This is a genomic window from Pseudogemmobacter sp. TB195 (assembly GCF_058313095.1).
On record NZ_JBZEGG010000003.1, the window covers coordinates 140014 to 164479 of the forward strand.

Genomic DNA, 24466 nt, shown 5'->3' on the forward strand with positions numbered 1-24466 from the left:
AAGTTAACAGACTTGATTTGTCGGATCAGTAGTGGATCACGGTGCGGATCGACTTGCCTTCGTGCATCAGGTCGAACGCTTCGTTGATTTCCTCCAGACCCATGGTGTGGGTGACGAAGGGAGCCAGATCGATGTCGCCTCTCATGGCGTCTTCGACCATGCCGGGAAGCTGGGTCCGTCCCTTGACGCCGCCGAAGGCCGACCCCTTCCAGACGCGGCCGGTGACGAGCTGGAACGGCCGCGTCGAAATCTCCTGTCCGGCCCCGGCGACGCCGATGACGATCGACTGGCCCCAGCCACGATGCGCGGCTTCCAGCGCCGCGCGCATGACGTGGACGTTGCCGATGCACTCGAAGGTGTGATCGATGCCCCAGCCCGTCATCTCGATCAGCACCTGTTGGATCGGCTTGTCATGATCCTTGGGGTTGATGCAGTCGGTCGCGCCGAACTGGCGGGCCAGCTCGAACTTGGACGGATTGGTGTCGATCGCGATGATGCGGCCCGCCTTGGCCTGACGCGCGCCCTGGACCGCTGCGAGACCGATGCCGCCCAGGCCAAATATGGCAACGGAGTCTCCCGGCTGAACCTTGGCGGTGTTGTGGACCGCGCCGATGCCGGTGGTGACACCGCAGCCGAGAAGGCAGACATGCTCGGGATTCGCTTCGGGATTGATCTTGGCGAGCGAGACTTCGGCAACGACCGTATATTCGCTGAATGTCGAGCAGCCCATATAGTGGTATAGAGGCTGGCCATTGTACGAAAAGCGCGTGGTGCCATCCGGCATCAAGCCCTTGCCCTGCGTTTCGCGAACCGCGACGCACAGATTGGTCTTGCCGGACGTGCAGAACTCGCACTTGCCGCATTCGGCCGTGTAGAGCGGAATGACGTGATCCCCCGGCTTGACGCTGGTGACGCCCTCGCCGACCTCGACGACGATGCCCGCGCCCTCGTGGCCGAGAACGACCGGAAAGATGCCCTCCGGATCATTGCCGGACAGCGTGAAAGCATCGGTGTGGCACACCCCGGTATGCGTAACCTTGATGAGCACTTCACCCTTCTGGGGCGGGGCGACGTCGATCTCGACGATTTCGAGTGGCTTGCCTGCCTCGAAGGCAACAGCGGCGCGAGATTTCATCTTTGGATTCTCCTCGTGGGTTGAAGCGGGCTGCCAGCGGCCATGCCTGTTGTGACATGTCGATTCGTGGGCCGCATATACTGCATGGGAGTACACCTAGTATACTCCCATGCAGTATGCAAGAGGATGTCCAAATCAAGGATTGCCAGGGAGTGAAGGGAGGTTAGAGACTCGGAAAACCGCAGTAGCTGGCCGATAGTGCGGTCCGGAATGGTTTGGCTCGTCGATCTGGCGGCGTGCGCGATTGGCAAGCCAAGATTGGCATTCTTGCGTCAAGCCGTCCTGCGAAACCGGAATGCCCCCCGATCATGATCGTGAGACATTCCGGTTGTGAGGATCAGTGCTTCACCGAGCCATGGGGATCGATGACGTACTTGAATGCAGATCCGTCATCGAACTCCTTGTAGGCCGCCGGGGCATCCTCCAGGGCGATGAACTTGATATTCATCATCGGGGTCAGATAGGGCATCCGATCATTCAGGATCGCCCGCATGAGGGCATGGTTGTAATTCGCGGTCGGCGACTGACCCGCCGACATGCGCGGCGACTTGATCCAGCCACTGGCCCAATCGACTTCCATGCTGCCTTTTTTGCTGAGCGGATCTTTGGAGATCGGATTGGGGCAGTAAACGCCGACCGTGCTGGTCATCCCACCGAAACGGACATATTTCAGGAGCGCGTTGGTCACGGCATTCTCGACGATCTTGTCGGAATCCGGCCCGAAGCCTCGACAGTCCAGCCCCACATAGTCGATTACGCGATCGACCTGACGCTTGCCGGTGATGCGTTCGAGGTGGTCCTCGATCGGCGTCCCGTCCGACAGGTTGATGGTTTCGATCCCGTGCGGCTTGAGCAGGTCGAGCCGCTCCTGAATGAAGTCGGCGACGATAATGGCGCCTGCGCCCAGCAGTCGCGCGCAAGCAGCACCCGCACGACCGACAGGCCCCGCGCCGAAGATCAGCACATTCTCACCGACGATATAGGAGGGCTGCGCCGGCCAGTCGGGTGCGGCGAAACCATGGAACGCGGTCGGCAGCACGTCCGACAGCAGCGTCAGATCACGGATCTTCTCCATGGCCGCGTCCTTGTCAGGGAAGGCCAGTAGGTTGAAATCCGCATAGGGGACGAACAGGTAGTCCCCTTGCCCACCGGTCCAACCGCCCAGGTTGAAGCCATAGGCTCCGCAATCGACTTCGGGATTGGTGTTTTCGCACACCTCCGAGCGCATGTGCTTGCAGTTGTAGCAGCGCCCGCAGCCCACGTTGAAGGGGACAGATACGATGTCGCCGACCTTGATATACTCGACATCAGAGCCGACCTCGATCACCTCGCCGGTCATCTCATGGCCCATCGTCATTCCCTTGGGGACTTCGAACGACCCTCTATAGATATGGAGGTCGCTGCCGCAGATGTTCGTGGTGACGATCTTGAGAATGGCGCCGTGCGGTGCCCTCTTGCCCTGCGGGGTAATCAGCTCCGGGAATTTGAAGGTGTTGACCTTCATTTCCATCGGTTTCTCGAAGGTTACGATCCGGTTGCCGGTAGCCATCAGATATCTCCTACGTTCTTTTCAGTGCCCCCTAAGCATTGATGAGAATAAAATTTGACGCGCCTCAATCTGCCGAGCCGAATAACTTCGACACAGCACAATAACGCCGTTGAGTGGCTCATCATTACCGTAGAAGCAGGATGCCCTCGCTTCTTCGTCGCGGCAAACTCGAAGATTCTATCCCAGGATCAGAAATTTCTATGAACACGCCGCGAGATGATGGCGGCTGCGTCAAAACAATACGATATAACATATCACAAACGTAGCGACATAATGCCTGTCGAAGAGAAGGAGCAGTTAAAGTTCATCGAGGCGCCTTCCACGCACACTCATCCGGCATTAGTTGTGTTGGCGGAACGCGGCCAGTCTAGTTATCATTCCTAGACAGAAAGGAGTCCTTATGAAGCGCGCGATTGTAACAGGAGGGTCTGGGCTGATCGGTCAGGAGATATGCTCCGCCTTGTTGAGTGATGGATGGGAAGTCGCATCGTTTGATCTGAAGGAGGGGGCAATCGGTCAGCAGATTTATTGCGATCTTTCGAGCGAAAAATCTGTAACCGAAGCTTTCCGCACCCTTGGCTGGGATCAACTAGACTTGCTCGTCAACAATGGCGGGCTTGTTTACGACACATTCATGCAGCTCGGGGACACCTCACTCGAACAGTGGAACAACACTATCGGTAGCCATCTGACAGGGGCCTTTTTGATGTCGCGAGCGGCATCGCCCCTACTCACCGGCGGTGGTTCAATTGTCATGATGGCTTCCACGCGCGCGTTGATGTCGGAAGGCGTCGACTTTGCCTATGCCGCTGCAAAGGGTGGCATGGTGGCACTCGCGCAGGCGCTAGCTGTGCAACTTGGCCCAAAAATTCGGGTCAATACAATCGCACCTGGTTGGATCACGAACGAAACAAATCTGCGCGCCGAGGACGAGGCGCAGCATCCGGTGGGCCGGGTCGGTCGTCCCCAGGACATTGCCGAGGCCGTTCTATATCTGGCGTCGGCCGGCTTTGTTACGGGGCAAACGCTTGTGGTCGACGGCGGGATGACCAAGAAAATGATCTACGTGGAATAGCGGGTCGCGGGACCGTTCATGCCGCGTTGCCACGGCATGAACGGTCGGTCAGCTCCCATCGGGTTGAAACTGGCGATACAGGTCCAAAGCATCCTGTATCGCGGCGATTGTTTCGGGAGAGCGGACTATCTCCAAAAGTGCGGTCGAAGGCGTCGATTTCAGCTCATTTCTGATCGTAGCCAACCCAACAGCGGCATCCGTGCCTTCACCTGTGACTTCAACCGCCCGAATGTCGGGAATCCGAGCAAAATAGGTTGCGAGGGATTGCGGAAGGACGGTGGCATATCGCCCACTCGCTATATGGGCGGTGAGAACATCGACATTGTTGGTCCTGATCGTCTTTGCGGCACAGTGCCCGAGTCTGGAGTGCGCGGCTTTGGGTAGCGCGCAGTCCAAGATGCACTGGGGCAGATTTGCGACATCATCCCATGAGACCTGTCGCGGCAACGGGTCTCTGGTCGCTTGGAATATGACGATCTGCTCTCGGTATAGAAGGTGAGTATCGAAGTCCTCCTCTGTTACGTCTTCGAGATAGACCAGCGCCATGTCTATTTCATGCGCCAGCAAGGCTTTGGTCAGCGACGAGAGCTGGGTCGCGCGAATGGATTGTTCAAGAAGAGGCATCCTTTCAGCGAGGGCCAAGCTGAGGATCGGCGCCACCACCGACGCACTCGACAGGAGGCCTAAGCGGAATTGCCCTTCAAGCCCACGTTTGAGAGCCGAAATGTCGCGCTCCAGCCCCTCGCAGTTGCTCTCGATCTTCTTTGCCCAAGCCAGCACGGTCTCACCTTCCAAGGTGAGGCCGTCATAGCGCCGACCATGCCGCACGATCTCGACGCCCAAGTTTTGCTCGAGCTGCTTGATGCCGGCGGAAAGCGTGGGCTGCGATACGTTGCAACTCTTGGCCGCTCTGCCGAAGTGCCCCTCGCGATACAACGCAAGCAGGTATCCAAAATTTCTCACGATCATAGATCGCCTCCTATGCTAGAACGGCGAGGAGAGCACCCGTTGTCAAACTCAAAACGCCTTCGCAGAATCAGTCGATCTGTTGCGGGGCTGGACGTCTCAAGCATCTGATGAACAAAGAAAAATACTGATGTAAGAAGCGCGTTTCGTAACGACAGGGATGCGCTATTTGAGATAGGTTCGTAAGATCTTCATCACACCTTCAAGGTCTTCATCGTAATCAGTGGCCTTTGGAGCGGCTTTGGACTTGATCCGTGGATCAAAGGTCTCCCGAAGATGGCTCTCCATCACTTCCGCCATCAAGCCGTTGGTCGCGCCACGCATCGCCACGATCTGCTGAAGCAACGCTGCGCAGCTGGCCCCAGCTTGGATCGCACGCTCAAGCGCTTCGGCTTGGCCCCTGATACGACGAATGCGAGTGACGGCCCGACTTTTCTCTTCTGGTGTGTATGGCATCAAATCTTCCTGTTCGGCGCTGAGGCATACTATACAGGAGATATGTTCATCCATGTGTGATGTCCACGCCTTTATCGGGTGGACGCCGACTTCCCGCCGCGAGGCCTTTGGATGCGGCCAAGCCAGAGGACCGGTCTTGTGCCTTCGTGCGCGGATTCTGATCGGCTTTCAGGCCACTAGGAACGACGGTTGACCGTCGAACGAAGATGACGACTCACGTCCACTCCGAAGCAAGCTTAAGAGCCGATCTGCACCTGCCATTCAACGCAGTTGGCTATCCTTGTTGCCCCGGCGGTTGATCGCGGAGAACGTTGGTCGCTTATCGCGTTCGCCTTGGCAAGCAATACATGTCCTGACTGATGGAATGGCTTGGCGACGTCGCAGCGGGATCTCTTCTCCACACACCTCACATTCGAGGGTGCCGTCTCCCAAAGGAAGTCGAGAACGTGCCGCTGAGAGCGCATCCCTTACAGTAGCGTCAATCTGGTCCTGAACCCCGCCTTCGGGTCCCCATCCGTTCGCCATTTCCGGCTCCTTCAAAGCGCATGCGAGGTCAAATGGTTACATGGGCGCACGAGGCCCAAATATCCCAGCTACGCACATTTAGGAATACTCCTGCCCAGTATCAAGGGCTATGACAGTTGCCTGCTCGATCCCTCCAGCGGAGGTCGCCTTCCGCAGCGCTGTCGGGCGGTCTCTCGGCGATGAGCGCTCCGAACGGATGAGATTCGAATGTTGCGCCCTGGAGTGCGTATACGGTATAGTAGGACCGAGTATAATCATTATTGGCTGGTGGATTCGGTTTGGCGTGGGAACGCTGCGCCATTCGATGCAATGACCCCATGAGGCGATCTTGACTGATTTGTTCACGACAAAGCCCAGACCGCCTTTGGCAGAACTCCTGCGCCCCGGATCTCTCGATGAATTCGTGGGGCAGCGGCATCTGCTGGGTCCGGGAAAACCACTGCGCCTCGCCTTCGAGTCCGGCAGGTTGCACTCGTTCATCCTCTGGGGACCGCCAGGTGTGGGCAAGACCACTTTGGGCGCCTGGCGGCACGCGCGACCGACAGCCGATTCATCGCCATCTCGGCCGTGCTTGCCGGGGTGAAGGACATTCGGCAGGCCATCGACGAGGCCCAGGCTGAACTGGACAACCATGGTCGATCGACAGTGCTTTTCGTCGATGAGATCCATCGTTTCAACAAGGCGCAGCAGGACGCCTTGCTGCCCCATGTCGAGTCGGGGCTCCTGACCCTGGTGGGGGGAACCACCGAGCATCCCGGGTTGGCGGTGAATTCCGCACTGCTCTCACGCGCACAGGTCTATACCCTCGAACCGCTATCCGGCGACGAGTTGAACCAGCTCTACGAACGCGCCCTGCCGCATCTTCGGGGCGTCACGTTGGATGCGGACGCACTGGACCTGCTCAAGGGCTTCGCAGATGGCGATGGCAGGCGTTTCCTCAATCTGCTTGAGCAGGTGACGAATGCTGCGTCGGGCGCTGGCAAGGCTGTGGTCGATGGCGAGTTCGCCAGGCTGTCCACCAGCCCATCACTGCGCAGGTTCGACAAGGGCGGCGACGAGTTCTACTGGCAGCTCTCGGCCTTCCACAAGTCGCTGCGGGGCTCCGACCCCGATGCAGCCTTGTATTGGCTGGCCCGCATCCTCGACGGCAGCGGCGACGTGAGCCAGGTGACCCGCCGCATGATAGTGATGGCCAGCGAAGACATCGGCAATGCCGACCCGCAGGCGCTGCAACTGGCACTCAACGCCGCGCTGGCCTACGACAGGCTGGGCTTGCCAGAGGGCGAGATACCGCTGGCGCAGGCGGTGACTTACCTCGCCCTCGCCCCCAAGTCGAATGCCGCCTATGCCGCCTGGGACCAGGCCAAGGCATTCGTCAAGCGCAGCGGCTCCCAGCCTGTTCCCCTCCATCTTCGCAATGCACCGACGAAGCTGATGAAGCAGATGGGGTATCACGAAGGCTACCGCTATGCCCATGACGAGCCCAGCGGCTATGCCGCCGGGCAAACCTATTTTCCCGAGGGCGTAGCGCGGCCGGGCTGGTACCAGCCAACCGACAGAGGCGTCGAGCGCAGGCTGGGAGAAAGGCTTGCTTGGCTGCGCTCGCTCGATGACGCAACGCCGCCAAGCGGGGACGCTTGACCGATCTCCCCCGAAATCGGCTCATCGCTACCGCACGAATTACAGGACAAGAACATGCCAGACTCTTCTTTCGGTGAATCCACGGCGAATATCAGACGGAGACGAGTTGCCCACTATCTGCGCACGGAGCCTGGTGCTGCGGTGTTGCTGGTGATCGTCACGGTCGTGGCGCTCGTGTGGGCAAACTCGCCGCTGTCCGACGCTTACTTTGCGTTGTGGCACCTGGATGTCGGGTTCAATTTCGGCCCGTTCGGCCTGCACATGGATCTGCATCACTGGGTCAACGACGGCCTGATGGTCGTCTTCTTCTTCCTGATCGGCCTGGAGGTGCGTCAGGAGTTTGCCCACGGATCTCTCCGGGACCGCAGCCGTGCCCGTCTCGCTCTGATCGCAGGGGTCGCGGGTGTCGTGCTTCCCGCACTGGTGTATGTCCTGATCGTGGGGCTGGCCGGAAGTGAGGGCCTGCATGGGTGGGGTGCGGTGGTCGGCACCGATACGGCGTTCATGCTGGGCACCCTGGCGATCGTCGGTCCGCGACTATCCGGTCAGCTGCGCGTGTTCTTGCTCACCCTGACCGTGGTCGACGACTTTCTCGCCGTGTCCATCATCGGCATCGTCTACAGCGAGGAGATCCGGATCGTCCCGCTGCTAATCGCCCTCGCCAGTCTCGTCGGGTTGTGGTTGCTAGGCCGCACCCGCCAGTGGCGGGCAACGCCGTATGTGCTGATCGTGATCGGGCTGTGGTTCGCAACCGTGTATTCCGGCATCCATGCCTCCCTTGCTGGGATGGCCGCGGGGCTCCTGATCCCTGCCTACGCGACACAGCGTCACAAGGTCGTCGCGGCAAGACAGCTGTTCCGAGATTTCTGGCAGTCTCCGAGTGCCGCATCGGCCCACGCGGTGGACCGCGGGCTGTCCCGAGGTATCTCGGTGAACGAGCGGCTGCACGAGTTCCTGCGGTTACCGACCGCGCTGCTGATCGTGCCGGTGTTCGCCCTGGCGAACGCCGGGGTGGACCTGCGTGGCGGGCTGCTCGCTGAGGCCTTCGGCTCGCCCGTGACCTGGGGCGTCATTGCGGGGCTCGTGCTCGGCAAAGTCCTGGGCATCGGACTCATCACACTCGCCGCGATCCGCCTCGGCCTGGGTCGGCTGCCCGAGGGCGTCGGGATGGGGAGCGTGTTCGGTGGAGCGGCACTGTCCGGGATCGGGTTCACCGTGTCGCTGCTCATCATCGGGCTCGCGTTCGGCACGACCTCCGACCTGGGCCGCCAGGCGACGGTCGGTGTGCTCGTGTCGATGGTGCTCGCCACGTTGCTCGGGTGGCTCATCTTCAAGGTTGCCGCCCGGAGATGGGGTGAGGAGACCGCCGATCTGCCGATGGTGCTCGAGCCGCCGGTGGATCCCGAGGTCGACCACATCCGTGGTCCGGAGGACGCCCAGCTCACGCTCGTGGAGTACGTGGACTTCGAGTGCCCGTACTGTGCGCACGCGACCGGTTCGTGGGAGGATATGCGCGAGCACTTCGGGGACGACCTCAGGTATGTGGTGCGCCAGCTGCCGCACCACCCGCACGGGCTGATCGCCGCGCGGGCGTCCGAGGCCGCGTCGAACCAGGGGATGTTCTGGCCGTGGCTGGACTTCGTGTTCACCCGCCAACATGCGCTGGAGCGCGAGGACTTGATCGGCTACGCCGCAGAGGTTGGCCTCGACGTCGACCGGTTTATCGCGGATCTCGACAGCGCCGCGGTGATCGAGCGCGTCGAGCGCGACCTCGCCAGTGCGGTCGCCAGCGGTGCGCACGCCACTCCAACGTTCTTCGTCGAGGGGCGTCGTCTGCTCGGCAGTTACGACGCCCGCACGCTCACTGCTGCGCTCGAAGCCAGCCGCCGCGGCACCCGGACGCAAGAAGCCCAGTCCTGAGCGGGGTCTCGAGCCGGGAGGCACCGGAGCGGGTCGGGCGAGCGAGGGGGGCTGGCGCTCGCTCGATCACGCGACGCCGCCAAGCGCGGACGCTTGACCGATCTTCCCCGAATCCGGCCCATCGCTAGCTCACGAACTACAGGATAAGAACATGCCAGACTCTCCTTTCGGTGAATCCTCTTGTACTGCCGCAGCGAGCGGTCTCGTGCAGGTGCGCGGTGCGCGCGAGAACAACCTCAAGGACGTGGACGTTTCCATCCCGCGCAACGCTCTGGTGGTATTCTCCGGTGTCTCGGGTTCCGGCAAATCCTCGCTCGCCTTCGGCACCATCTTCGCCGAGGCGCAGCGACGCTATTTCGAGTCGGTAGCCCCCTATGCACGGCGCTTGATCGACCAGGCTGGCGTGCCCGACGTCGATGCCATCGACGGATTGCCACCGGCGGTCGCCTTGCAGCAGCAGCGCGGCGCCAGCAACGCGCGTTCTTCCGTGGGGAGCGTCACCACGCTATCGAGCCTGGTGCGGATGATGTATTCGCGCGCCGGCGCCTATCCGGCCGGTCAGCCGATGCTCTACGCCGAGGATTTTTCCCCCAACACGCCGCAGGGGGCTTGCCCCACCTGTCATGGCCTGGGGCATGTCTATGAGGTGACCGAGGCCATCATGGTGCCCGATCCCTCCCTGACCATCCGGGAACGGGCGATAGCCTCCTGGCCGCCCGCTTGGCAGGGTCAAAACCTGCGCGATATCCTCGTCAGCATGGGTTACGACGTGGACAGGCCATGGAAGGATTTGCCCAAGGCGGACCGAGATTGGATTCTGTTCACTGAGGACACGCCCACCGTGCCGGTTTACGCGGGCTTCACGCCCGCCGAAACCCGAGCGGCGCTCAAGCGTAAGCTGGAGCCGAGCTATATGGGCACCTTCACCGGCGCCCGGCGCTATGTGCTGCACACCTTCGCTAACACCCAGAGCGCCCTGATGCGCAAGCGCGTATCGCGCTTCATGGAGGGCAAGCAGTGCCCCACTTGCGACGGCAAGCGACTGAAACCCGAAGCCTTGGCGATCACCTTCGCCGGAGTGGATATCGGCGCCTTCATGCAAATGCCGCTGGACCAGTTGGCGGCCCTGCTCGAACCCATCGTCCAGGGCGATTTCAGCGCCCATACGGCGGGGGAAGGTACGGACAGGGAGGCGACCCAGCGCGACCGGGCCGAACGGGCGGCCTCCGGTAAGGCCGTTCACGCAGTGTCGCCCGATGTGCGCCGCACCTCCGCACTCTCGGAAGAAAAGCGTCTCGCCGCGCAACGCATCGCCGGTGGCGTGATGGCCCGCCTGCATCAACTGCGGGGGCTGGGCCTCGGCTATCTGACGCTGGACCGGGCCACCCCGACACTTTCGGCGGGTGAACTGCAACGCCTGCGGCTGGCCACGCAGTTGAGTTCCCTGCTGTTCGGCGTCGTCTATGTTCTGGACGAGCCCTCGGCGGGGCTGCACCCGGCCGACAGCCAGGCCCTCTACGACGCTCTCGACAGGCTGCGCGACGCGGGCAATTCGGTGTTCGTGGTCGAGCACGATCTGGACCTGATGCGCCGCGCGCAATGGCTGGTGGATGTCGGACCCGATGCCGGAGAACACGGGGGCCACGTGCTCTTTAGCGGCGAGCCGGAGGGCCTGCGCCAGATCGCCGAATCCCGGACCGCGCGCTATCTGTTCGACGAGATCGCCGCGCCCGCGAGCCGAGGCCGCGAGCCCTCGGGCTGGCTGGAGTTGCAAGCCATCCATCGCCACAATCTGCGCGGCGTGGATGCGCGCATTCCGCTCGGCGTGCTGACGGCCGTTACCGGCATTTCTGGCTCGGGCAAATCCAGCCTCGTCGCGCAGGCTTTGCCGGAACTGATCTTGCTGCATCTGGGTCACGAACCCGAGGACGACGCGGCCGAAAGCGGCTCTGGCGAAGGCGCGACGGTCATCGAAGTCACCGGCGGTCATCTCGCCGGCGACGTGGATGCCGTGCAGCGTCTGGTGCAGGTGGACCAGAAACCGATCGGCCGCACCCCGCGCTCGAACCTGGCGACCTATACGGGCCTCTTCGACCATGTGCGCAAGCTGTTCGCCGCCACCCCCGATGCGCGGCGCCGCCGCTATGACGCCGGACGGTTCTCGTTCAATGTGGCCAAAGGGCGCTGCGAAACGTGCGAGGGCGAGGGCTTCGTCAGCGTGGAACTGCTGTTCATGCCGAGCGTCTATGCGCCGTGCCCGACCTGTCATGGCGCGCGCTATAACGATGCCACGCTGAAGGTGCGCTGGAACGGGCGCAACATCGCCGAGGTGCTGGCCATGACGGTGGACGAGGCCCACGGCTTCTTCGCGGGTGAGGACGCGGTGGCACGACCATTGCAATTACTGCGCGAGATCGGGCTGGGCTATCTGCGACTTGGCCAACCGGCCACCGAACTGTCCGGTGGCGAAGCACAGCGCATCAAGCTGGCGACCGAGCTTCAGCGCAGCCAGCGCGGGCGCAGTCTCTACGTGCTCGACGAGCCGACCACCGGCCTGCATGCCTCGGACGCCGACCGGCTGTTGGTACAATTGCAGCGGCTGGTCGATGCCGGAAATAGTGTGGTGATGATCGAGCACGACATGCGCGCTGTGGCGCAGGCCGATTGGGTAATCGATGTAGGACCAGGTGCTGGCGATGCTGGCGGCAAGATAGTCGTGGCCGGCTCCCCTCAACAGGTGGCCCGAACACCCGGTAGCCGGACGGCGCCGTTTCTTGTCGAAGAACTGGCGCGGGCCAAGTAGTCCGACATGCCAACGATAGCCGTCCGCCCGCTTCGTTGCTTTGGGTGCCGAGACGATGATCGCAAAACGCTACGTCGAGTGATGAACCTCGCGTTGACTTGTCACGATCTTCCTGGCTCCCGCTTCGCCTTAGCGAAGCCTCGATCCGTGGCGATGAAGCGTTCCAGCATAGGCACGATCAGCTTCATGGGATCGGCGACGGTCTGGCCGGTCTCGCGGGCCAGCACTTCGGCATAGGCGATCAGATCGCGGTGGAGCGGTGCCGGCAGCTCCACCGTCACCTTGACGGGCTTGTCGTCGGGCAGCGGCCCCAGCTTCAACTTCGCCATCGCTCAGCCTCCGTAGGATTCGAGCACAAGGTCGCGGGTCACGATGACCCTGACCGGGAAGCCTGGCCGGATGGTCAGCGTGGGTGTGACCTGCAATTGGCGCTGGATGATCTGTTGGCCGGCCTGGTTGATGGTGTCCTGCGCCCCGTCGCGGATGGCGCGGATCAGCCGGTCATCATCGCTGGTCGCCAACTCCGTGCCGACGCCAAGCAAGGTCGAGAGCCCTGCGGCCTTCATCAGATCCCACCAATGATAGTCGACGCCATCCTCAAGCCCGGCATAGCCGCTGGCATCCGCGCCGGGCTGGCGCTCCAGCACGATGGAGCGGCCATTGGGGAGGATCAGCCGATTCCAGACCAGCAGCACGCGGCGCTGACCGAAGGTCACGCCGGCGTCGTATTGGCCGATGATGCGCGTGCCCTGCGGGATCAGAAGGAGGCTGCCGGTCGGGCTGTCATAGACGTTTTCCGTGACCTGCGCGGTGATCTGACCGGGCAGATCGGAGCGGATGCCGGTAATCATCGCGGCGGGGATGACGGCTCCGGCCTGTAGGATGTAGGGCGACGCTGGAGCCATGATGCGGTCCAGGGCGACGGTCTGCCGATCCACCGGCCCGTTTAGGAAGGCGGTGTGCCGGTCCTGGGGGCCGGTCGCGCCGGACGGAAGGCCAAGGCCGGGCATGGCGATGCCGGTTGCCGTCCCCGTGCCGGGCGCGGTCTGGAAAAAGACGCGGCTGACGCGCGCGGCTTCTTCCTCGGCGAGACGGCGCTGTTCCTCGGGATCGACGGCGGGCGTCGCCATGACCGGCGGCGCAACCGGCTGTCCCCGGTTCTGCGCATCGAGGATCGGGCGGCCGAGGTCGCCGGGCAACGCCGGCCCCAGGACCGGGCCGGTATAGTCGCGCGGTAGGCCGGACAAGCCGTCCGCCGTGGGCCGGTTCTCGGTCGAATAGAGTTCTTCATTGCCCGGACCTGCATCGCGGGTCTGGAGCGCGTAGATCAGCGCGCCGCCGACGCCGAACAAGGCTACAGCGCCGACGCCAGCGAGCATCTTGCGTGACAGGCGGGTGACGCGCGGCGGTTCGGCGCGCAGCCGCATCGGCGAGGCGTCCGTGGTGTTGGTGGTGTCTGTCATGACGGGGAGTCTCCGGTCGCGCTGGCAGGCTGATCGGCGGCCGCCTGCGTCGGGTTGATACGGACGATCCTGACGACCTGCTGGCGGGTGCCGCCGCCAAGGCGCAGCTCGGCCGCACCGAATAGGCGGTCCACGATCAGGATGTTCTGGTGGATGCGGCTGTTGACGATCTGCGGTTCGCCATCGGAGCCGAGTACGAAGATCGGCGGCATCTCGCCCTGCACGATCCCGGCCGGGAAGACGACATAGACGCGCCGTCCATCGTCGAAGACGGAAACCGGCCGCCACGGCGGGCTGTCTCCGGTCAGGCCGTAGCGATAGTTCCGCGCGGCCTCGGCGGGAATGACGGGTGCGGCTGGAACGGTCTGGCGCTGGCCCGCTGGCGGTGCCGGATAGGCCCAGGCGACGGCAGGCATGTAGAGCGATTCCCGCGCGCGCAGCTCGATCATGTAGGTGCGCCGGTCGGTGGTGACGACAAGGTTGGTGGCAATGTCCGGGCGTGTCGGCTTCACGAGGATATGGACACGGCGGTTCGCGCCGGACCCGGATTCCGTGTCGCCGATGATCCACCTTGCGGTATCACCCGCCGCGATCGGCCCCGCGCCGGTCAGGCTCTCGCCCGGCTCCAGCGCAATGGTGGTGATCTGCCCGACTGCGGCATAGACCTGATAGAGCGCGCCCTCGCTCCACGGATAAATCTGGATCGCGTTGTAATAGCCTGCGCGGCGCGGCTCGACGCGAGCGGCGGCGTTGGCGTTCTCGACGCGGCCGGTCGGTGTTCCAGCAGCGGCGCCGCCGCGCGCGACGGTCCACGCGGGCGGCGTGTGCAGCGGCCGGGGCGTTTCGTCGGTCGCGGCCGCCTGCACCACTGGCAGCGGCGGCACGCTATCGTCATAGCTCCATTGCTGCGTCCGGTTGGTGGCGCAGCCTGCGAGCATGGTGGCCGAAAGCAGCACGGCCGCGATTGTGGGGGTGCGGGTGATCGTCCTCATTGGCTCATCTCCCGTGACCACGAAATTGCATTGACGTAGATTCCCAACGGGTTGGCGCGCAGGCGCTCGGCATCGCGCGGCGTCTGGATCACGATGGTCAGGATCGCCGTCCATCGCTCGGTGGTGGCGAGCTGGCCGTTTTCGTAGTGGCGTTCGGTCCAAGCCACGCGGAAGCTGTCGGGCGATGCCCGGATGACGCTCGAGACCTCGACGGCGACCTGCTGACGGCCGACCCGCGTGAACGGGTCGTTGGCCCGCGCATAGTCGTTCAAGGCAGCCGCGCCCCTGTCGGTGGTGAACTCGTATGCGCGAAGCCAATTCTGGCGAACGATGATGGCGTCGGCCGGGATCGCGCGGACCTGCTCGATGAAGCGGCCGAGATGGAAAGCGATCTGCGGATCGGTGGCGCGATAGTCAGCGTTTGCGGGCGCGACGGTCTGCGCCTGGCCGATATTGTCGACCTGTACCACCCAGGGCACGACGGTCCCGCGCGCGGACTGCCAGACAAGGGCGGAAGCGAAGCCGGCCGACAGGATCAGCGAGCCGAACGCCATATAGCGCCAGTTCTTCGCCTGAACACGGGCCGAGCCGATGCGCTCGTCCCATGCCTGCGCGGCTTTCTGATAGGGTGTCTCGGGTTCCGGCGACTTGCCGTAGTGGGTTGCTGGTCGTTTGAAGATGGTCATGAGCGGTCACTTTCGGAAAGGTTGATGGAGGAACCGGAGCCGTGGCTGTCGCCGGAGCGCACCGCATGGGCTGCCATGGTCGTGCCGTGGTTCATGGCCTGGGAGCGCTGCATCCGCTGCGCCCAGGCCGGAGCACTGCCTGCGACGGCGGACGGTGCGGCGGCGGGAGTAGCGCTCGCGCCGCCGACCGTGCCTGCGGTGGACGTGCCGCCGGTCACACCAAAGGCGGCGCGTGCGCCATCGGAAAAGCTGGATTTGACGCTTTCCGATGCTTTCGACGCGGCGCGCTTCAAGGGCGATACAGCGGCAGAACCTGCGGTCCGCGCGACACCGCCGAGGCCGGAGGCGACACTGGCCGCGCCGGTCTGGCCGAGCGAGCCGACGCTGTAGGCGGCCGTCGCCGCGCCTGCGGCGGAAGCACCTCCGCGAACGGCCGCGGCTCCACCGGACAGAGCGGCGGCGCCGCCTCTGGCGGCCAGCATCGCTCCACCTCCCGCCGCCGCGCCTCCTGCGAGCACCATGCCGCCGGCGGCAAGGCCGGTGCCTACGGCCGCACCCGCGCCGAGTTGCGGGCCGCCCGACACGATGCCGTTGGCGATGCCGGGGCCGAAGATGCCGAGGCCGAGCAGCGACAGCGCGGCGAGCACGATCGCCATGGCGTCGTCGATGGTCGGGGTTGCCCCGCCGAAACCGGCGGTGAATTGGCTGAACAAGGTCGAGCCGATGCCGATGATGACGGCGAGCACCAGAACCTTGATGCCGGACGACACCACGTTGCCCAAGACCTTCTCGGCCATGAAGGCGGTCTTGCCGAACAGCCCGAAGGGGATCAGCACGAAACCGGCGAGCGTGGTCAGTTTGAACTCGATCAGGGTGACGAAGAGCTGGATGGCGAGGATGAAGAAGGCCAGAACCACCAGCGCCCATGCGAACAGTAGGCATGCGATCTGGATGAAGTTCTCGAAGAAGCTAATCCAGCCCATCAGGTCGGAGATGGAATCGAGCAGCGGCCGGCCGGCGTCGAGGCCTGTCTGCGCGACGCGGCCCGGCCGCATGAGATCGGCAACGGAAAAGCTGGTGCCTGACGCCATGAGGCCAAGTCCGGCGAAGCTCTCGAAGACGATCTGCGCGAGGTTGTTCCAGTTGGAAATGATGTAGGCGAAGACGCCGACGAACAGCGTCTTTTTTACCAGCCGCGCGATGATGTCGTCATCCGCGCCCCATGCCCAGAATAGCGCGGCAAGCGTCACGTCGATGATGATGAGCGTGGTCGCCACAAACGCGACCTCGCCGCCGAGCAGGCCGAACCCGCTGTCGATGTAGGATGTGAATACGCCGAGGAAATTGTCGATGACGCCCGTATTGCCCATGGTCAGCGCGCCTCGCTGCGGTCACGGCCGAGGAAGCGGTCGCGGGATTCAGCCCATGCGGCGAGGCAGCCGGCATCGCTGGCGGCAGCCTCGCCGAGCTGCTGGCAGCGGCGCAGAGTTTCGCGCAGCGGATCGGCCGGCGGCTGGAAGGCCGGCGCGGGGCGAGGCGCGGAAGGTTGGTCCTTCCGCGCCATGTCGATTGCGGTCGCCGTGACGGCGATGGCGATGAACACAACGGCCCCGAGCCGCGCCAGCATCTTGCCGTCCATGGCGAGCCTCCCGTCAGTTGTTGCCGTTGTTGAACATCTGCGCGTTGCCCGGCTGGTAGCCGGTGCCGGGCGTCAGAAAACGGCGGCGCTGCTCGCGGCCCTGTTCGGCAGCCGTCGCGCGCTCGGCCTCGGTCAGCGCGTCGGCTCGGCCGTTCGCCGAGATGACTGCGATCAGGTCGGAGAGCTGCTGCGACTGGAGTGCGAGAAGCTGGTTGCCGGCCTGCGTCGCCTGCAATGCGCCGGTCGCACCCTGACTCTGGCCGACAAGCGCGGCCATCTCGGCGCGGTTGCTGTCGATATTGCCGACCGCCCCCGCCTGCACGCGCATCGCGTCCTGCAAGCCGCCGACCGTGTTCTCCCAGCGCGAACGCGCATCGGCGACAAGCTGGGCGTCGGTCGCCGAAAGCGAAACATTGCCGTATCGCTGCTGGAACGCTTGGTCGATCTGCCCGACCTCGAAGGCGATGTTCTGCGCCTGCCCGAGAAGCTGCTGCGTGCGCTGGACATTCTGCTGGAGCTGCTGGAGCGAGGAATGCGGCAGGCTCGCAAGATTGCGGGCCTGATTGATGAGCATCTGCGCCTCGTTCTGGAGCGAGGTGATCTGGTTGTTGATCTGCTCCAGAGTGCGGGCGGCCGTGAGGACGTTTTGCGCGTAGTTGGATGGGTCATAGACGATCCGGCCGAAAAGCTGAGCATGGGCCGGACTTGCCAGCATGGGCGAAAACGCGACAGGCACGGCGAGCGCCAGCGCGAGAGCCGAGGCTCCGACGATCTTGGGATAGGTCATGGAAGAATCTCCTGTGTGGGGTGGGTATCGAGCCGAGCCGGCGCGGCGGATTCCGGCCGGTCGGCAAGATTGGTGAGGTTGGGGATCAGGTCGGCCGCCCAATCGACGCCGCGCTCGCGCAGCCATGCGGCGAGGAAGCCGTCGCGGCCGGCCTCAGTGACGATCTGCGCAATGAGCGTCTGGTCGGATTTGGCGGATGCGGCGCAGAGCGCGAGGCCGACTTCGGACAGGCCAAGCTCGAACAGGCGATTGCCGCGCCGCGACTGGCAGTAGTAGTCCCGCTTGGGCGTCGCCCGCGCGAGGATTTCGATCTGGCGGTCATTGAGGCCGAAGCGGCGATAGATGGCCGTGATCTGCGGCTCGATGGCGCGCTCGTTCGGCAGCAAGAGCCGGGTCGGGCAGCTCTCGATGATGGCGGGCGCGATGGTGCTGCCGTCGATATCGGACAGGCTTTGCGTGGCGAAGATGACGCTGGCGTTCTTCTTGCGCAGCGTTTTCAGCCATTCGCGGAGCTGGCCGGCGAAACCCTCGTCGTCCAGCGCAAGCCAGCCCTCGTCGATGATGAGCAGCGTGGGCCGCCCGTCCAATCTGTCGCCGATGCGATGGAACAGATAGGCGAGCACGGCGGGGGCCGCGCCGGTCCCGACAAGGCCCTCGATCTCGAACGCCTGCACGTCCGCCGAGCCGAGATGTTCGGCTTCGGCGTCGAGCAGCCGGCCATAGGCACCGCCGACGCAGAACGGCCGGAGCGCCTGTTTCAGATCGTTGGATTGCAGCAGGACCGCAAGGCCGGTGATGGTGCGTTCCTCGACCGGCGCGGACGCAAGCGAAGTCAACGCGGTCCAAAGATGCTCCTTCACCTCGGGCGTGATCGCAACACCCTCGCGCATGAGGATGGCGGCGATCCAGTCCGCCGCCCAGGCGCGTTCATAGGTGTCGTGGATGCGGGCGAGCGGCTGGAGCGAAACCGAGGCGTCAGACCCTTCGGTCAATCCGCCGCCGAGGTCGTGCCAGTCGCCGCCCATGGTGAGCGCGGCGGCGCGGATCGAGCCGCCGAAATCGAAGGCGAAGACCTGCGAGCCCTCGTAACGGCGGAACTGCAAGGCCATGAGCGCGAGCAGCACGGACTTGCCCGCGCCCGTGGGTCCGACGACGAGGGTGTGCCCCACGTCGCCGACATGGAGGGAAAACCGGAACGGGGTTGAGCCTTCGGTCTGGCCATAGAGCAAGGGTGGTGCCCCGAAATGCTCGTCCCGTTCCGGTCCCGCCCACACCGCCGAAAGCGGGATCATGTGGGCGAGATTCAATGTGCTGATGGGCGGCTGTCGCACATTCGCGTAGGCATGTCCGGGCAGAGAGCCGAGCCAGGCATCGACCGCGTTGACTGTCTCGGCCATGACGGTGAAGTCGCGGCCCTGAACGATCTTCTCGACCAGGCGTAGCTTTTCGTCAGCAATGCGGGAGTCGGCATCCCAAACGGTGACGGTCGCCGTGACGTAGGCCATGCCCGCCACGTCCGCGCCAAGTTCCTGCAAGGCCATGTCGGCGTCGAGCGCCTTGTTGGCGGCGTCGGTGTCCACGAGCGCGGACGCCTCGTTCGTCATCACCTCTTTCAGGATGGCGGCGATCGACTTGCGCTTGGCGAACCACTGGCGGCGGATCTTCGTCAGCAGCCGCGTCGCGTCGGTCTTGTCGAGCAGAATGGCACGGGTGCTCCAGCGATACGGGAACGGCAGCCGGTTCATGTCGTCGAGCAGGCCGGGCGTCGTCGCGGTCGGGAATCCCACGATGGTCAGGACGCGCAGATGCGCGTCGCCAAGGCGCGGCTCCAGCCCGCCAGTCAATGGCTGGTCGGCCAGCAGCGCGTCGAGGTGCATCGGCACCTCGGGCACGCGCACCCGATGCCGGTTGGTCGACACGGTGGAATGAAGGTAGGTCAGCGTCCCGGTGTCATCGAGCCAGCGGCATTCCGGCATGAAGCCGTCGAGCAGCGCCAGCACGCGGTCGGTGCGATCCGCGAAGCCGCGCAGGGCTTCCCACGGATCGACGCCGGATTGCTCCCGGCCCTCGTAGAGCCAGGTTTCGGCGCGGGCAGCTTCCTCGGCCGGTGGCAGATAGAGGAAGGTCAGGAAGTAGCCGGAGACGAAATGCGTCCCGGCTTCCTCAAATGCAGCTTTCCGTTCGGCGTCCAGCAACGCAGATGCGGCGTCGGGAAAGGTGCTGTTGGGATAGGTCGCGGCCTCGCTGCGCTGCGCCTCGACGAAGATGCTCCAGCCGGAACCGAGACGGCGCACGGCGTTGTTGATGCGGCCGGCAACCGCGACCAGCTCGGCCGCGACGGCGGAATCCAGATCGGGACCGCGAAACTTCGCCGTCCTCTGAAAGCTGCCATCCTTGTTGAGCACGATGCCCTGGCCGACCAGCGCGGCCCAGGGCAGATAGTCGGCGAGACGGGCTGCGGTGCGGCGGTATTCTGCAAGGTTCATCATGGCGGCGCCCCCTCAGACCGACAGATGACCGGGGATGCGGATATGCCGCCGCCCGACCTCGACGAAGAGCGGATCGCGCTTCGCCGCCCAGACGGCGGCGAAATGGCCGATGGCCCAGATGGCGAGGCCTACCAGCCATAGGCGCAGGCCGAGGCCCACGGCCCCGGCCAGCGTCCCGTTCAGAATCGCGATGGCGCGCGGAGCGCCGCCGAGCAGGATATGCTCGGTCAGCGCCCTGTGGACCGGGACCAAAAATCCCGGCACCGCGTCGAGTTGTTCAAGGCCGCCCGCCATCAGATGAGCGCCCCGCCGCCGAACGAGAAGAACGACAGGAAGAAGCTCGACGCGGCGAACGCAATCGACAGGCCGAACACGATCTGGATCAGCTTGCGGAAGCCACCGCCTGTATCGCCGAAGGCCAGCGTCAGGCCGGTCACGATGATGATGATGACGGCGACGATCTTGGCGACAGGCCCCTCGATGGACTGAAGGATGCTTTGGAGTGGTGCTTCCCACGGCATCGACGAACCGGAAGCATGGGCGGCCGGGGCGAGCATGATGCTGATGGCGAGAGTAGAGGCTGCGGTTGCCATGCGGCGATAGCCGCGCGAGATGGTGCGGATCATGAAGGTTCTCCTGTGCTGATCGGGGTTGCGGGGTTGATGCGGTAGTCGCCGTCCGGGCCGAGACCTTCGACGCGGGCGAGTTCGGCCAGCCGACGCGCGGAACCGCGCCCGGAAAGGACGGCAACAAGGTCGATGGTCTCGGCGATCAGGGCTCGCGGGACGGTGACGACGGCTTCCTGGATGAGTTGTTCGAGCCGGCGAAGCGCCCCGATGCCGGTCCCGGCATGGATGGTGCCGATACCGCCCGGATGGCCGGTGCCCCACGCTTTAAGAAGGTCGAGGGCTTCCGATCCGCGCACCTCGCCGATGGGGATGCGATCCGGGCGCAGGCGCAGCGAGGAACGGACGAGATCGGAAAGCGTCGCCACGCCGTCTTTCGTCCGCATGGCGACAAGGTTGGGCGCGGCGCATTGCAGCTCGCGCGTGTCCTCGATGATGACGACGCGATCCGAAGTCTTCGCCACCTCGGCGAGCAACGCGTTGGTCAGCGTGGTTTTGCCGGTGGACGTGCCGCCCGCGACCAAGATATTGGCGCGAGAGGCGACCGCCGAGCGCAGCATCGCCGCGTGATTGGCGGTCATGATGTCGGCGGCCACATAGTCGTCGAGCGTGAACACCGCGACGGCGGGCTTGCGAATGGCGAAGGTCGGGGCGGCAACAACGGGTGGCAACAGGCCCTCGAACCGCTCGCCCGACTCCGGCAGCTCGGCGGATACGCGGGGGCTTCGGGCGTGAACCTCCACGCCAACATGGTGCGCGACCAGCCGCACGATGCGTTCGCCATCGGCGGCGGACAGGCGCTCGCCCGTATCGGCAAGCCCCTCGGACAGACGGTCGATCCACAACCGCCCGTCCGGGTTCAACATCACCTCGACCACGGCCGGATCTTCCAGAAACCGCGCAATGGAAGGCCCGAGCGCGGTCCGCAGCATGCGCGCACCGCGTTGGATCGCTTCCGGTCTGTGATGGTTGGCGGTCATGTCGGCCCCGTTTCTTGGCGGGGACGTGACAGGCGATCCCCGGATCGGGGTCGATTAAGAGAGGCCGAAATTGGGCCTGTTCAACAAGTATTTACGTCCGTGCTGGCATCGGCGGCTATCGGCGGTAAATAGGATGGATTGAAAACCTAGGCCGCGTCGCCATCCGTGCCGGTCTGATCTTGCGGCGGACTGTCGTGAAGCGAATCCATGTCGCGCGATAGCTCTTTCAGGAACCTGTCTCCGGTCGCCAGCCTGCGGCCGAGGTTCTGCATGAAACCTTCGAAACGCTCATTCCCCTTGATCCGTGCGGACTGCTTGGCGCTGTCTGGCAACGGCGGGGTCATCGTCAGCCAGAAGTGGACGAACAAGGAAAGGGTCTCGCCAAGCACGGCGAGATCTTCGTCCAGCGTGCCGATCTGTCGGCCGATCTTGTCCAGGCGGCGCGACATCGCCGCTTCCAGCCGATCCGACGTGTCGCCCGACAGGAAGGATGCGACTGCCGCCTCGATGATGGCGGACTTCGACACCCCCCGGCGCAGCGACAGCGCCTCGACCTGTTTGAGCAGTTCCGGGTCGAAATAGACATTCATGCGGGTGCGGGCTGTCATTGGCTCCCCCTCAAAGCTCGATCCCGTCATCGGGATTCATCGACGCCTGCCGGGCGATCATCCGCATCCGCGAGCGAAGAGCGCGCGCCTTGGCGGCATCCACGTCTGGCTCGTCGTCCAGAATGTCGAACTCCTGGGCGGGCGGTGTCGACGGCGGGACGATTTCCTCATGCTCGGGCAATTCCGGTTCGCGGCGGATGCCGGCATTGTCGGGGTCGCCCTCCGCGCCGCTGGCAACACTCGTCACTGGCCTTTCCGCCGCTACGATGACGCGGCTCGTCCAGTCGTCGGTGGCCGGCTTCGTTGCCGGAGCGGATGGCAGCTCTGGCGGCGGCAGGATGCGCTCCTGAAATCGCCCGTCCTCAAAATAGCGGGCTTTCTTCGCCCGGATCGGCGGAGTGCCGGCGACCATGACGATTTCATCGGCGGGCGGAAGCTGCATGATCTCACCGGGAGTCAGCAGCGGCCGCGCGGTTTCCTGCCGCGATACCATCAAGTGCCCAAGCCAGGGCGCGAGCCTATGACCGGCATAGTTGGTGGAATCGCGCATCTCGGTCGCCGTGCCGAGCGAGTCCGACACACGCTTGGCGGTGCGCTCGTCATTGGTGGCAAAGGCGACGCGGACGTGGCAGTTGTCGAGAATGCTGTTGTTTGGCCCATAGGCGCGCTCGATCTGGTTGAGCGATTGGGCGATCAGGAAGGATTTGAGGCCGTAGCCAGCCATGAAGGCGAGCGCGGATTCAAAGAAGTCGAGCCGGCCCAATGCTGGAAACTCGTCCAGCATCATGAGCAAGCGATGCCGCTTGCCGGATAGGGTCAGTTCCTCGGTCAGCCTGCGGCCAATCTGGTTGAGGATGAGCCGGATCAGCGGTTTCGTCCGGTTGATGTCGGACGGCGGGACGACAAGGTAGAGTGTGACCGGCCGATGGCTGCCAACGAGATCGGCAATGCGCCAGTCGCAACGATCCGTGACGCGTGCCACGACCGGATCGCGGTAGAGGCCGAGAAACGACATGGCGGTGGACAACACGCCCGAACGCTCGTTTTCGCTCTTGTTCAGCAACTCGCGCGCCGACGAGGCGATGACGGGATGCACGCCGACATCGCCAAGGTGCGGCGTGTCCATCATCGCGCGCAAGGTTGCCTCGACCGGGCGACGGGGATCGGACAGGAAGTTGGCGACGCCAGACAGGGTTTTGTCCTTCTCGGCATAGAGAACATGCAGGATCGCGCCGACCAGCAGGCTGTGGCTGGTCTTTTCCCAGTGATTCCGCTTGTCGAGACTGCCTTCGGGATCGACTAATATGTCCGCGATGTTCTGCACGTCGCGGACTTCCCATTCGCCCTGGCGCACCTCGAGCAACGGATTGTAGGCTGATGACTTCGCGTTGGTCGGATCGAACAGTAGGACGCGACCATGCTTCGCGCGGAAGCCGGCCGTAAGGGTCCAGTTCTCCCCCTTGATGTCGTGGACAATGCAGCTTCCCGGCCAGGTCAACAGCGTCGGCACCACCAGCCCGACGCCTTTGCCCGATCTCGTGGGGGCGAAGCATAGGACGTGCTCCGGCCCGTTATGGCGTAAATAGTCGCGATCGTATCGACCGAGCAGGACGCCATCGGGGCCGAGCAGCCCGGCGCTGCGGATTTCGCGATCTTCGGCCCATCGTGCCGAGCCATAGGTCGCAATGTTGCGGGCTTCACGCGCCCGGATGATCGACATGAGGATGGCGGCGGCGATGGCGATGAAGCCGCCGGACGTGGCGATGATCGCACCCTCGACGAAAATGGTGGGCGCATAGGCGTCGAACGAAAACCACCACCAGAAGAAGGCCGGTGGATAATAGACCGGCCAGCCCGCCAGTTCGAACCACGGATTGCCAAGCTGGGGCTGGAAGCCGAGGCGGAAGGCGACCCATTGCGTCGCCACCCAGGTCATCACCATGACAATGGCGAAGACGACGGCAATCTGCCCCCAGAGTATTCGACCTCCGCGCATACAGGCTCCAATCGGTAAGAGAGGTGGAGCCGATCAGAAAATGGCCAAATTCGCAGGGATCAACAATAAAGGTGCAGCCGTAGGGCGACAGGATACTGTCGGCGGTAAATCGGACGGTCGCGCCGGCACT

The 24466-nt window shown here is 64.0% G+C and carries 21 protein-coding genes and 1 pseudogene; 4 read left to right on the forward strand and 18 right to left on the reverse strand.

The annotated features are described in order from the left end of the window. Positions 1-25: 25 nt before the first annotated feature. Both AC4FS3_RS05000 and AC4FS3_RS05005 read right to left on the reverse strand, forming a co-directional pair. Complete coding sequence (locus tag AC4FS3_RS05000) at positions 26-1135, reverse strand: S-(hydroxymethyl)glutathione dehydrogenase/class III alcohol dehydrogenase (protein WP_103025179.1); 1110 nt, start codon at positions 1133-1135, stop codon at positions 26-28. A 337-nt stretch (positions 1136-1472) separates the two neighbouring features. Then, positions 1473-2684 (reverse strand): glutathione-independent formaldehyde dehydrogenase, encoded by a 1212-nt coding sequence (locus tag AC4FS3_RS05005; RefSeq protein WP_229825135.1) that lies wholly within the window; start codon positions 2682-2684, stop codon positions 1473-1475. A gap of 400 nt (positions 2685-3084) precedes the next feature. On the opposite strand from AC4FS3_RS05005, the gene AC4FS3_RS05010 reads away from it, so the two are divergent. Further along, complete coding sequence (locus tag AC4FS3_RS05010) at positions 3085-3759, forward strand: SDR family NAD(P)-dependent oxidoreductase (protein WP_103025177.1); 675 nt, start codon at positions 3085-3087, stop codon at positions 3757-3759. A gap of 48 nt (positions 3760-3807) precedes the next feature. On the opposite strand, the gene AC4FS3_RS05015 is transcribed toward AC4FS3_RS05010, so the two are convergent. The 3 genes from AC4FS3_RS05015 to AC4FS3_RS05025 form a co-directional block, all read right to left on the reverse strand. Next, positions 3808-4728, reverse strand: a complete 921-nt coding sequence (locus tag AC4FS3_RS05015; protein ID WP_103025176.1) for a LysR family transcriptional regulator — start codon at positions 4726-4728, stop codon at positions 3808-3810. Positions 4729-4890: 162 nt separating this feature from the next. Next, entirely contained in the window at positions 4891-5235 is a 345-nt protein-coding gene (locus AC4FS3_RS05020; RefSeq protein WP_456071383.1) for a metal/formaldehyde-sensitive transcriptional repressor, read from the reverse strand. Positions 5236-5442: 207 nt separating this feature from the next. Then, positions 5443-5706 carry a DksA/TraR family C4-type zinc finger protein gene (locus tag AC4FS3_RS05025; RefSeq protein ID WP_030540722.1) on the reverse strand — a complete coding sequence of 88 codons (264 nt, stop codon included), beginning with the start codon at positions 5704-5706 and terminating at the stop codon, positions 5443-5445. Between the two features lie 328 nt (positions 5707-6034). Between AC4FS3_RS05025 and AC4FS3_RS05030 the strand changes: the two are divergent. From AC4FS3_RS05030 to AC4FS3_RS05040, 3 genes and pseudogenes are all read left to right on the forward strand, one after another. After that, positions 6035-7347 (forward strand): annotated as a pseudogene (locus tag AC4FS3_RS05030) (replication-associated recombination protein A). A 54-nt stretch (positions 7348-7401) separates the two neighbouring features. Then, positions 7402-9267, forward strand: coding sequence for a Na+/H+ antiporter NhaA (gene nhaA, locus AC4FS3_RS05035; protein WP_030540723.1), 1866 nt, complete (start codon positions 7402-7404; stop codon positions 9265-9267). Between the two features lie 151 nt (positions 9268-9418). Continuing rightward, the gene (locus AC4FS3_RS05040) at positions 9419-12070 is read left to right on the forward strand and encodes an excinuclease ABC subunit UvrA (protein ID WP_030540724.1); all 2652 of its coding nucleotides are present in this window, start codon (positions 9419-9421) and stop codon (positions 12068-12070) included. 101 nt (positions 12071-12171) lie between these two features. Here the strand turns inward: AC4FS3_RS05040 and AC4FS3_RS05045 are convergent, their stop codons facing one another. The 13 genes from AC4FS3_RS05045 to AC4FS3_RS05105 form a co-directional block, all read right to left on the reverse strand. Beyond that, positions 12172-12399 (reverse strand): DUF2274 domain-containing protein, encoded by a 228-nt coding sequence (locus tag AC4FS3_RS05045; RefSeq protein ID WP_030540725.1) that lies wholly within the window; start codon positions 12397-12399, stop codon positions 12172-12174. Positions 12400-12402: 3 nt separating this feature from the next. After that, a complete protein-coding gene (locus AC4FS3_RS05050) occupies positions 12403-13533 on the reverse strand; it encodes a TraB/TrbI/VirB10 family type IV secretion system protein (RefSeq protein WP_030540726.1) in 1131 nt (376 codons plus the stop codon). Beyond that, positions 13530-14525: a P-type conjugative transfer protein TrbG gene (trbG, locus tag AC4FS3_RS05055; protein WP_030540727.1), complete on the reverse strand. Its 996-nt coding sequence runs from the start codon at positions 14523-14525 to the stop codon at positions 13530-13532. The genes AC4FS3_RS05050 and trbG overlap by 4 nt, the downstream gene beginning before the upstream one ends. Beyond that, the gene (gene trbF, locus AC4FS3_RS05060; protein WP_030540728.1) at positions 14522-15211 is read right to left on the reverse strand and encodes a conjugal transfer protein TrbF; all 690 of its coding nucleotides are present in this window, start codon (positions 15209-15211) and stop codon (positions 14522-14524) included. Before trbF ends, trbG begins: the two co-directional genes overlap by 4 nt. After that, positions 15208-16581, reverse strand: coding sequence for a P-type conjugative transfer protein TrbL (trbL, locus tag AC4FS3_RS05065; RefSeq protein WP_030540729.1), 1374 nt, complete (start codon positions 16579-16581; stop codon positions 15208-15210). The genes trbF and trbL overlap by 4 nt, the downstream gene beginning before the upstream one ends. 2 nt (positions 16582-16583) lie before the next feature. After that, positions 16584-16850: a putative entry exclusion protein TrbK-alt gene (gene trbK-alt, locus AC4FS3_RS05070; RefSeq protein ID WP_030540730.1), complete on the reverse strand. Its 267-nt coding sequence runs from the start codon at positions 16848-16850 to the stop codon at positions 16584-16586. A gap of 13 nt (positions 16851-16863) precedes the next feature. Beyond that, the gene (trbJ, locus tag AC4FS3_RS05075) at positions 16864-17637 is read right to left on the reverse strand and encodes a P-type conjugative transfer protein TrbJ (RefSeq protein ID WP_030540731.1); all 774 of its coding nucleotides are present in this window, start codon (positions 17635-17637) and stop codon (positions 16864-16866) included. Further along, positions 17634-20126 (reverse strand): conjugal transfer protein TrbE, encoded by a 2493-nt coding sequence (trbE, locus tag AC4FS3_RS05080; RefSeq protein ID WP_103025280.1) that lies wholly within the window; start codon positions 20124-20126, stop codon positions 17634-17636. Before trbE ends, trbJ begins: the two co-directional genes overlap by 4 nt. 12 nt (positions 20127-20138) lie before the next feature. Further along, positions 20139-20420, reverse strand: coding sequence for a VirB3 family type IV secretion system protein (locus AC4FS3_RS05085; protein WP_030540733.1), 282 nt, complete (start codon positions 20418-20420; stop codon positions 20139-20141). Then, on the reverse strand, positions 20420-20752 hold the full coding sequence (locus AC4FS3_RS05090) for a TrbC/VirB2 family type IV secretion system protein (RefSeq protein WP_030540734.1): 333 nt from the start codon (positions 20750-20752) through the stop codon (positions 20420-20422). Before AC4FS3_RS05090 ends, AC4FS3_RS05085 begins: the two co-directional genes overlap by 1 nt. Then, positions 20749-21684, reverse strand: coding sequence for a P-type conjugative transfer ATPase TrbB (gene trbB, locus AC4FS3_RS05095; RefSeq protein ID WP_456071386.1), 936 nt, complete (start codon positions 21682-21684; stop codon positions 20749-20751). The genes AC4FS3_RS05090 and trbB overlap by 4 nt, the downstream gene beginning before the upstream one ends. A gap of 194 nt (positions 21685-21878) precedes the next feature. Then, positions 21879-22322: a ribbon-helix-helix domain-containing protein gene (locus AC4FS3_RS05100; protein ID WP_491019639.1), complete on the reverse strand. Its 444-nt coding sequence runs from the start codon at positions 22320-22322 to the stop codon at positions 21879-21881. Positions 22323-22350: 28 nt separating this feature from the next. Continuing rightward, a complete protein-coding gene (locus AC4FS3_RS05105) occupies positions 22351-24336 on the reverse strand; it encodes a conjugal transfer protein TraG (protein ID WP_030540737.1) in 1986 nt (661 codons plus the stop codon). Positions 24337-24466 lie beyond the last annotated feature (130 nt).

Coding starts and splice junctions, on each gene's coding strand:
- AC4FS3_RS05050 (WP_030540726.1), bottom strand. CDS start 13,533: ATGACAGACACCACCAACACCACGGACGCCTCGCCGATGCGGCTGCGC.
- trbE (WP_103025280.1), bottom strand. CDS start 20,126: ATGATGAACCTTGCAGAATACCGCCGCACCGCAGCCCGTCTCGCCGAC.
- trbB (WP_456071386.1), bottom strand. CDS start 21,684: ATGCTGCGGACCGCGCTCGGGCCTTCCATTGCGCGGTTTCTGGAAGAT.
- AC4FS3_RS05085 (WP_030540733.1), bottom strand. CDS start 20,420: ATGGCGGGCGGCCTTGAACAACTCGACGCGGTGCCGGGATTTTTGGTC.
- trbF (WP_030540728.1), bottom strand. CDS start 15,211: ATGACCATCTTCAAACGACCAGCAACCCACTACGGCAAGTCGCCGGAA.
- AC4FS3_RS05105 (WP_030540737.1), bottom strand. CDS start 24,336: ATGCGCGGAGGTCGAATACTCTGGGGGCAGATTGCCGTCGTCTTCGCC.
- trbK-alt (WP_030540730.1), bottom strand. CDS start 16,850: ATGGACGGCAAGATGCTGGCGCGGCTCGGGGCCGTTGTGTTCATCGCC.
- AC4FS3_RS05045 (WP_030540725.1), bottom strand. CDS start 12,399: ATGGCGAAGTTGAAGCTGGGGCCGCTGCCCGACGACAAGCCCGTCAAG.
- AC4FS3_RS05090 (WP_030540734.1), bottom strand. CDS start 20,752: ATGATCCGCACCATCTCGCGCGGCTATCGCCGCATGGCAACCGCAGCC.
- trbG (WP_030540727.1), bottom strand. CDS start 14,525: ATGAGGACGATCACCCGCACCCCCACAATCGCGGCCGTGCTGCTTTCG.
- AC4FS3_RS05015 (WP_103025176.1), bottom strand. CDS start 4,728: ATGATCGTGAGAAATTTTGGATACCTGCTTGCGTTGTATCGCGAGGGG.
- AC4FS3_RS05010 (WP_103025177.1), top strand. CDS start 3,085: ATGAAGCGCGCGATTGTAACAGGAGGGTCTGGGCTGATCGGTCAGGAG.
- AC4FS3_RS05040 (WP_030540724.1), top strand. CDS start 9,419: ATGCCAGACTCTCCTTTCGGTGAATCCTCTTGTACTGCCGCAGCGAGC.
- AC4FS3_RS05020 (WP_456071383.1), bottom strand. CDS start 5,235: ATGGATGAACATATCTCCTGTATAGTATGCCTCAGCGCCGAACAGGAA.
- trbJ (WP_030540731.1), bottom strand. CDS start 17,637: ATGACCTATCCCAAGATCGTCGGAGCCTCGGCTCTCGCGCTGGCGCTC.
- nhaA (WP_030540723.1), top strand. CDS start 7,402: ATGCCAGACTCTTCTTTCGGTGAATCCACGGCGAATATCAGACGGAGA.
- AC4FS3_RS05000 (WP_103025179.1), bottom strand. CDS start 1,135: ATGAAATCTCGCGCCGCTGTTGCCTTCGAGGCAGGCAAGCCACTCGAA.
- AC4FS3_RS05100 (WP_491019639.1), bottom strand. CDS start 22,322: ATGAATGTCTATTTCGACCCGGAACTGCTCAAACAGGTCGAGGCGCTG.
- trbL (WP_030540729.1), bottom strand. CDS start 16,581: ATGGGCAATACGGGCGTCATCGACAATTTCCTCGGCGTATTCACATCC.
- AC4FS3_RS05005 (WP_229825135.1), bottom strand. CDS start 2,684: ATGGCTACCGGCAACCGGATCGTAACCTTCGAGAAACCGATGGAAATG.
- AC4FS3_RS05025 (WP_030540722.1), bottom strand. CDS start 5,706: ATGGCGAACGGATGGGGACCCGAAGGCGGGGTTCAGGACCAGATTGAC.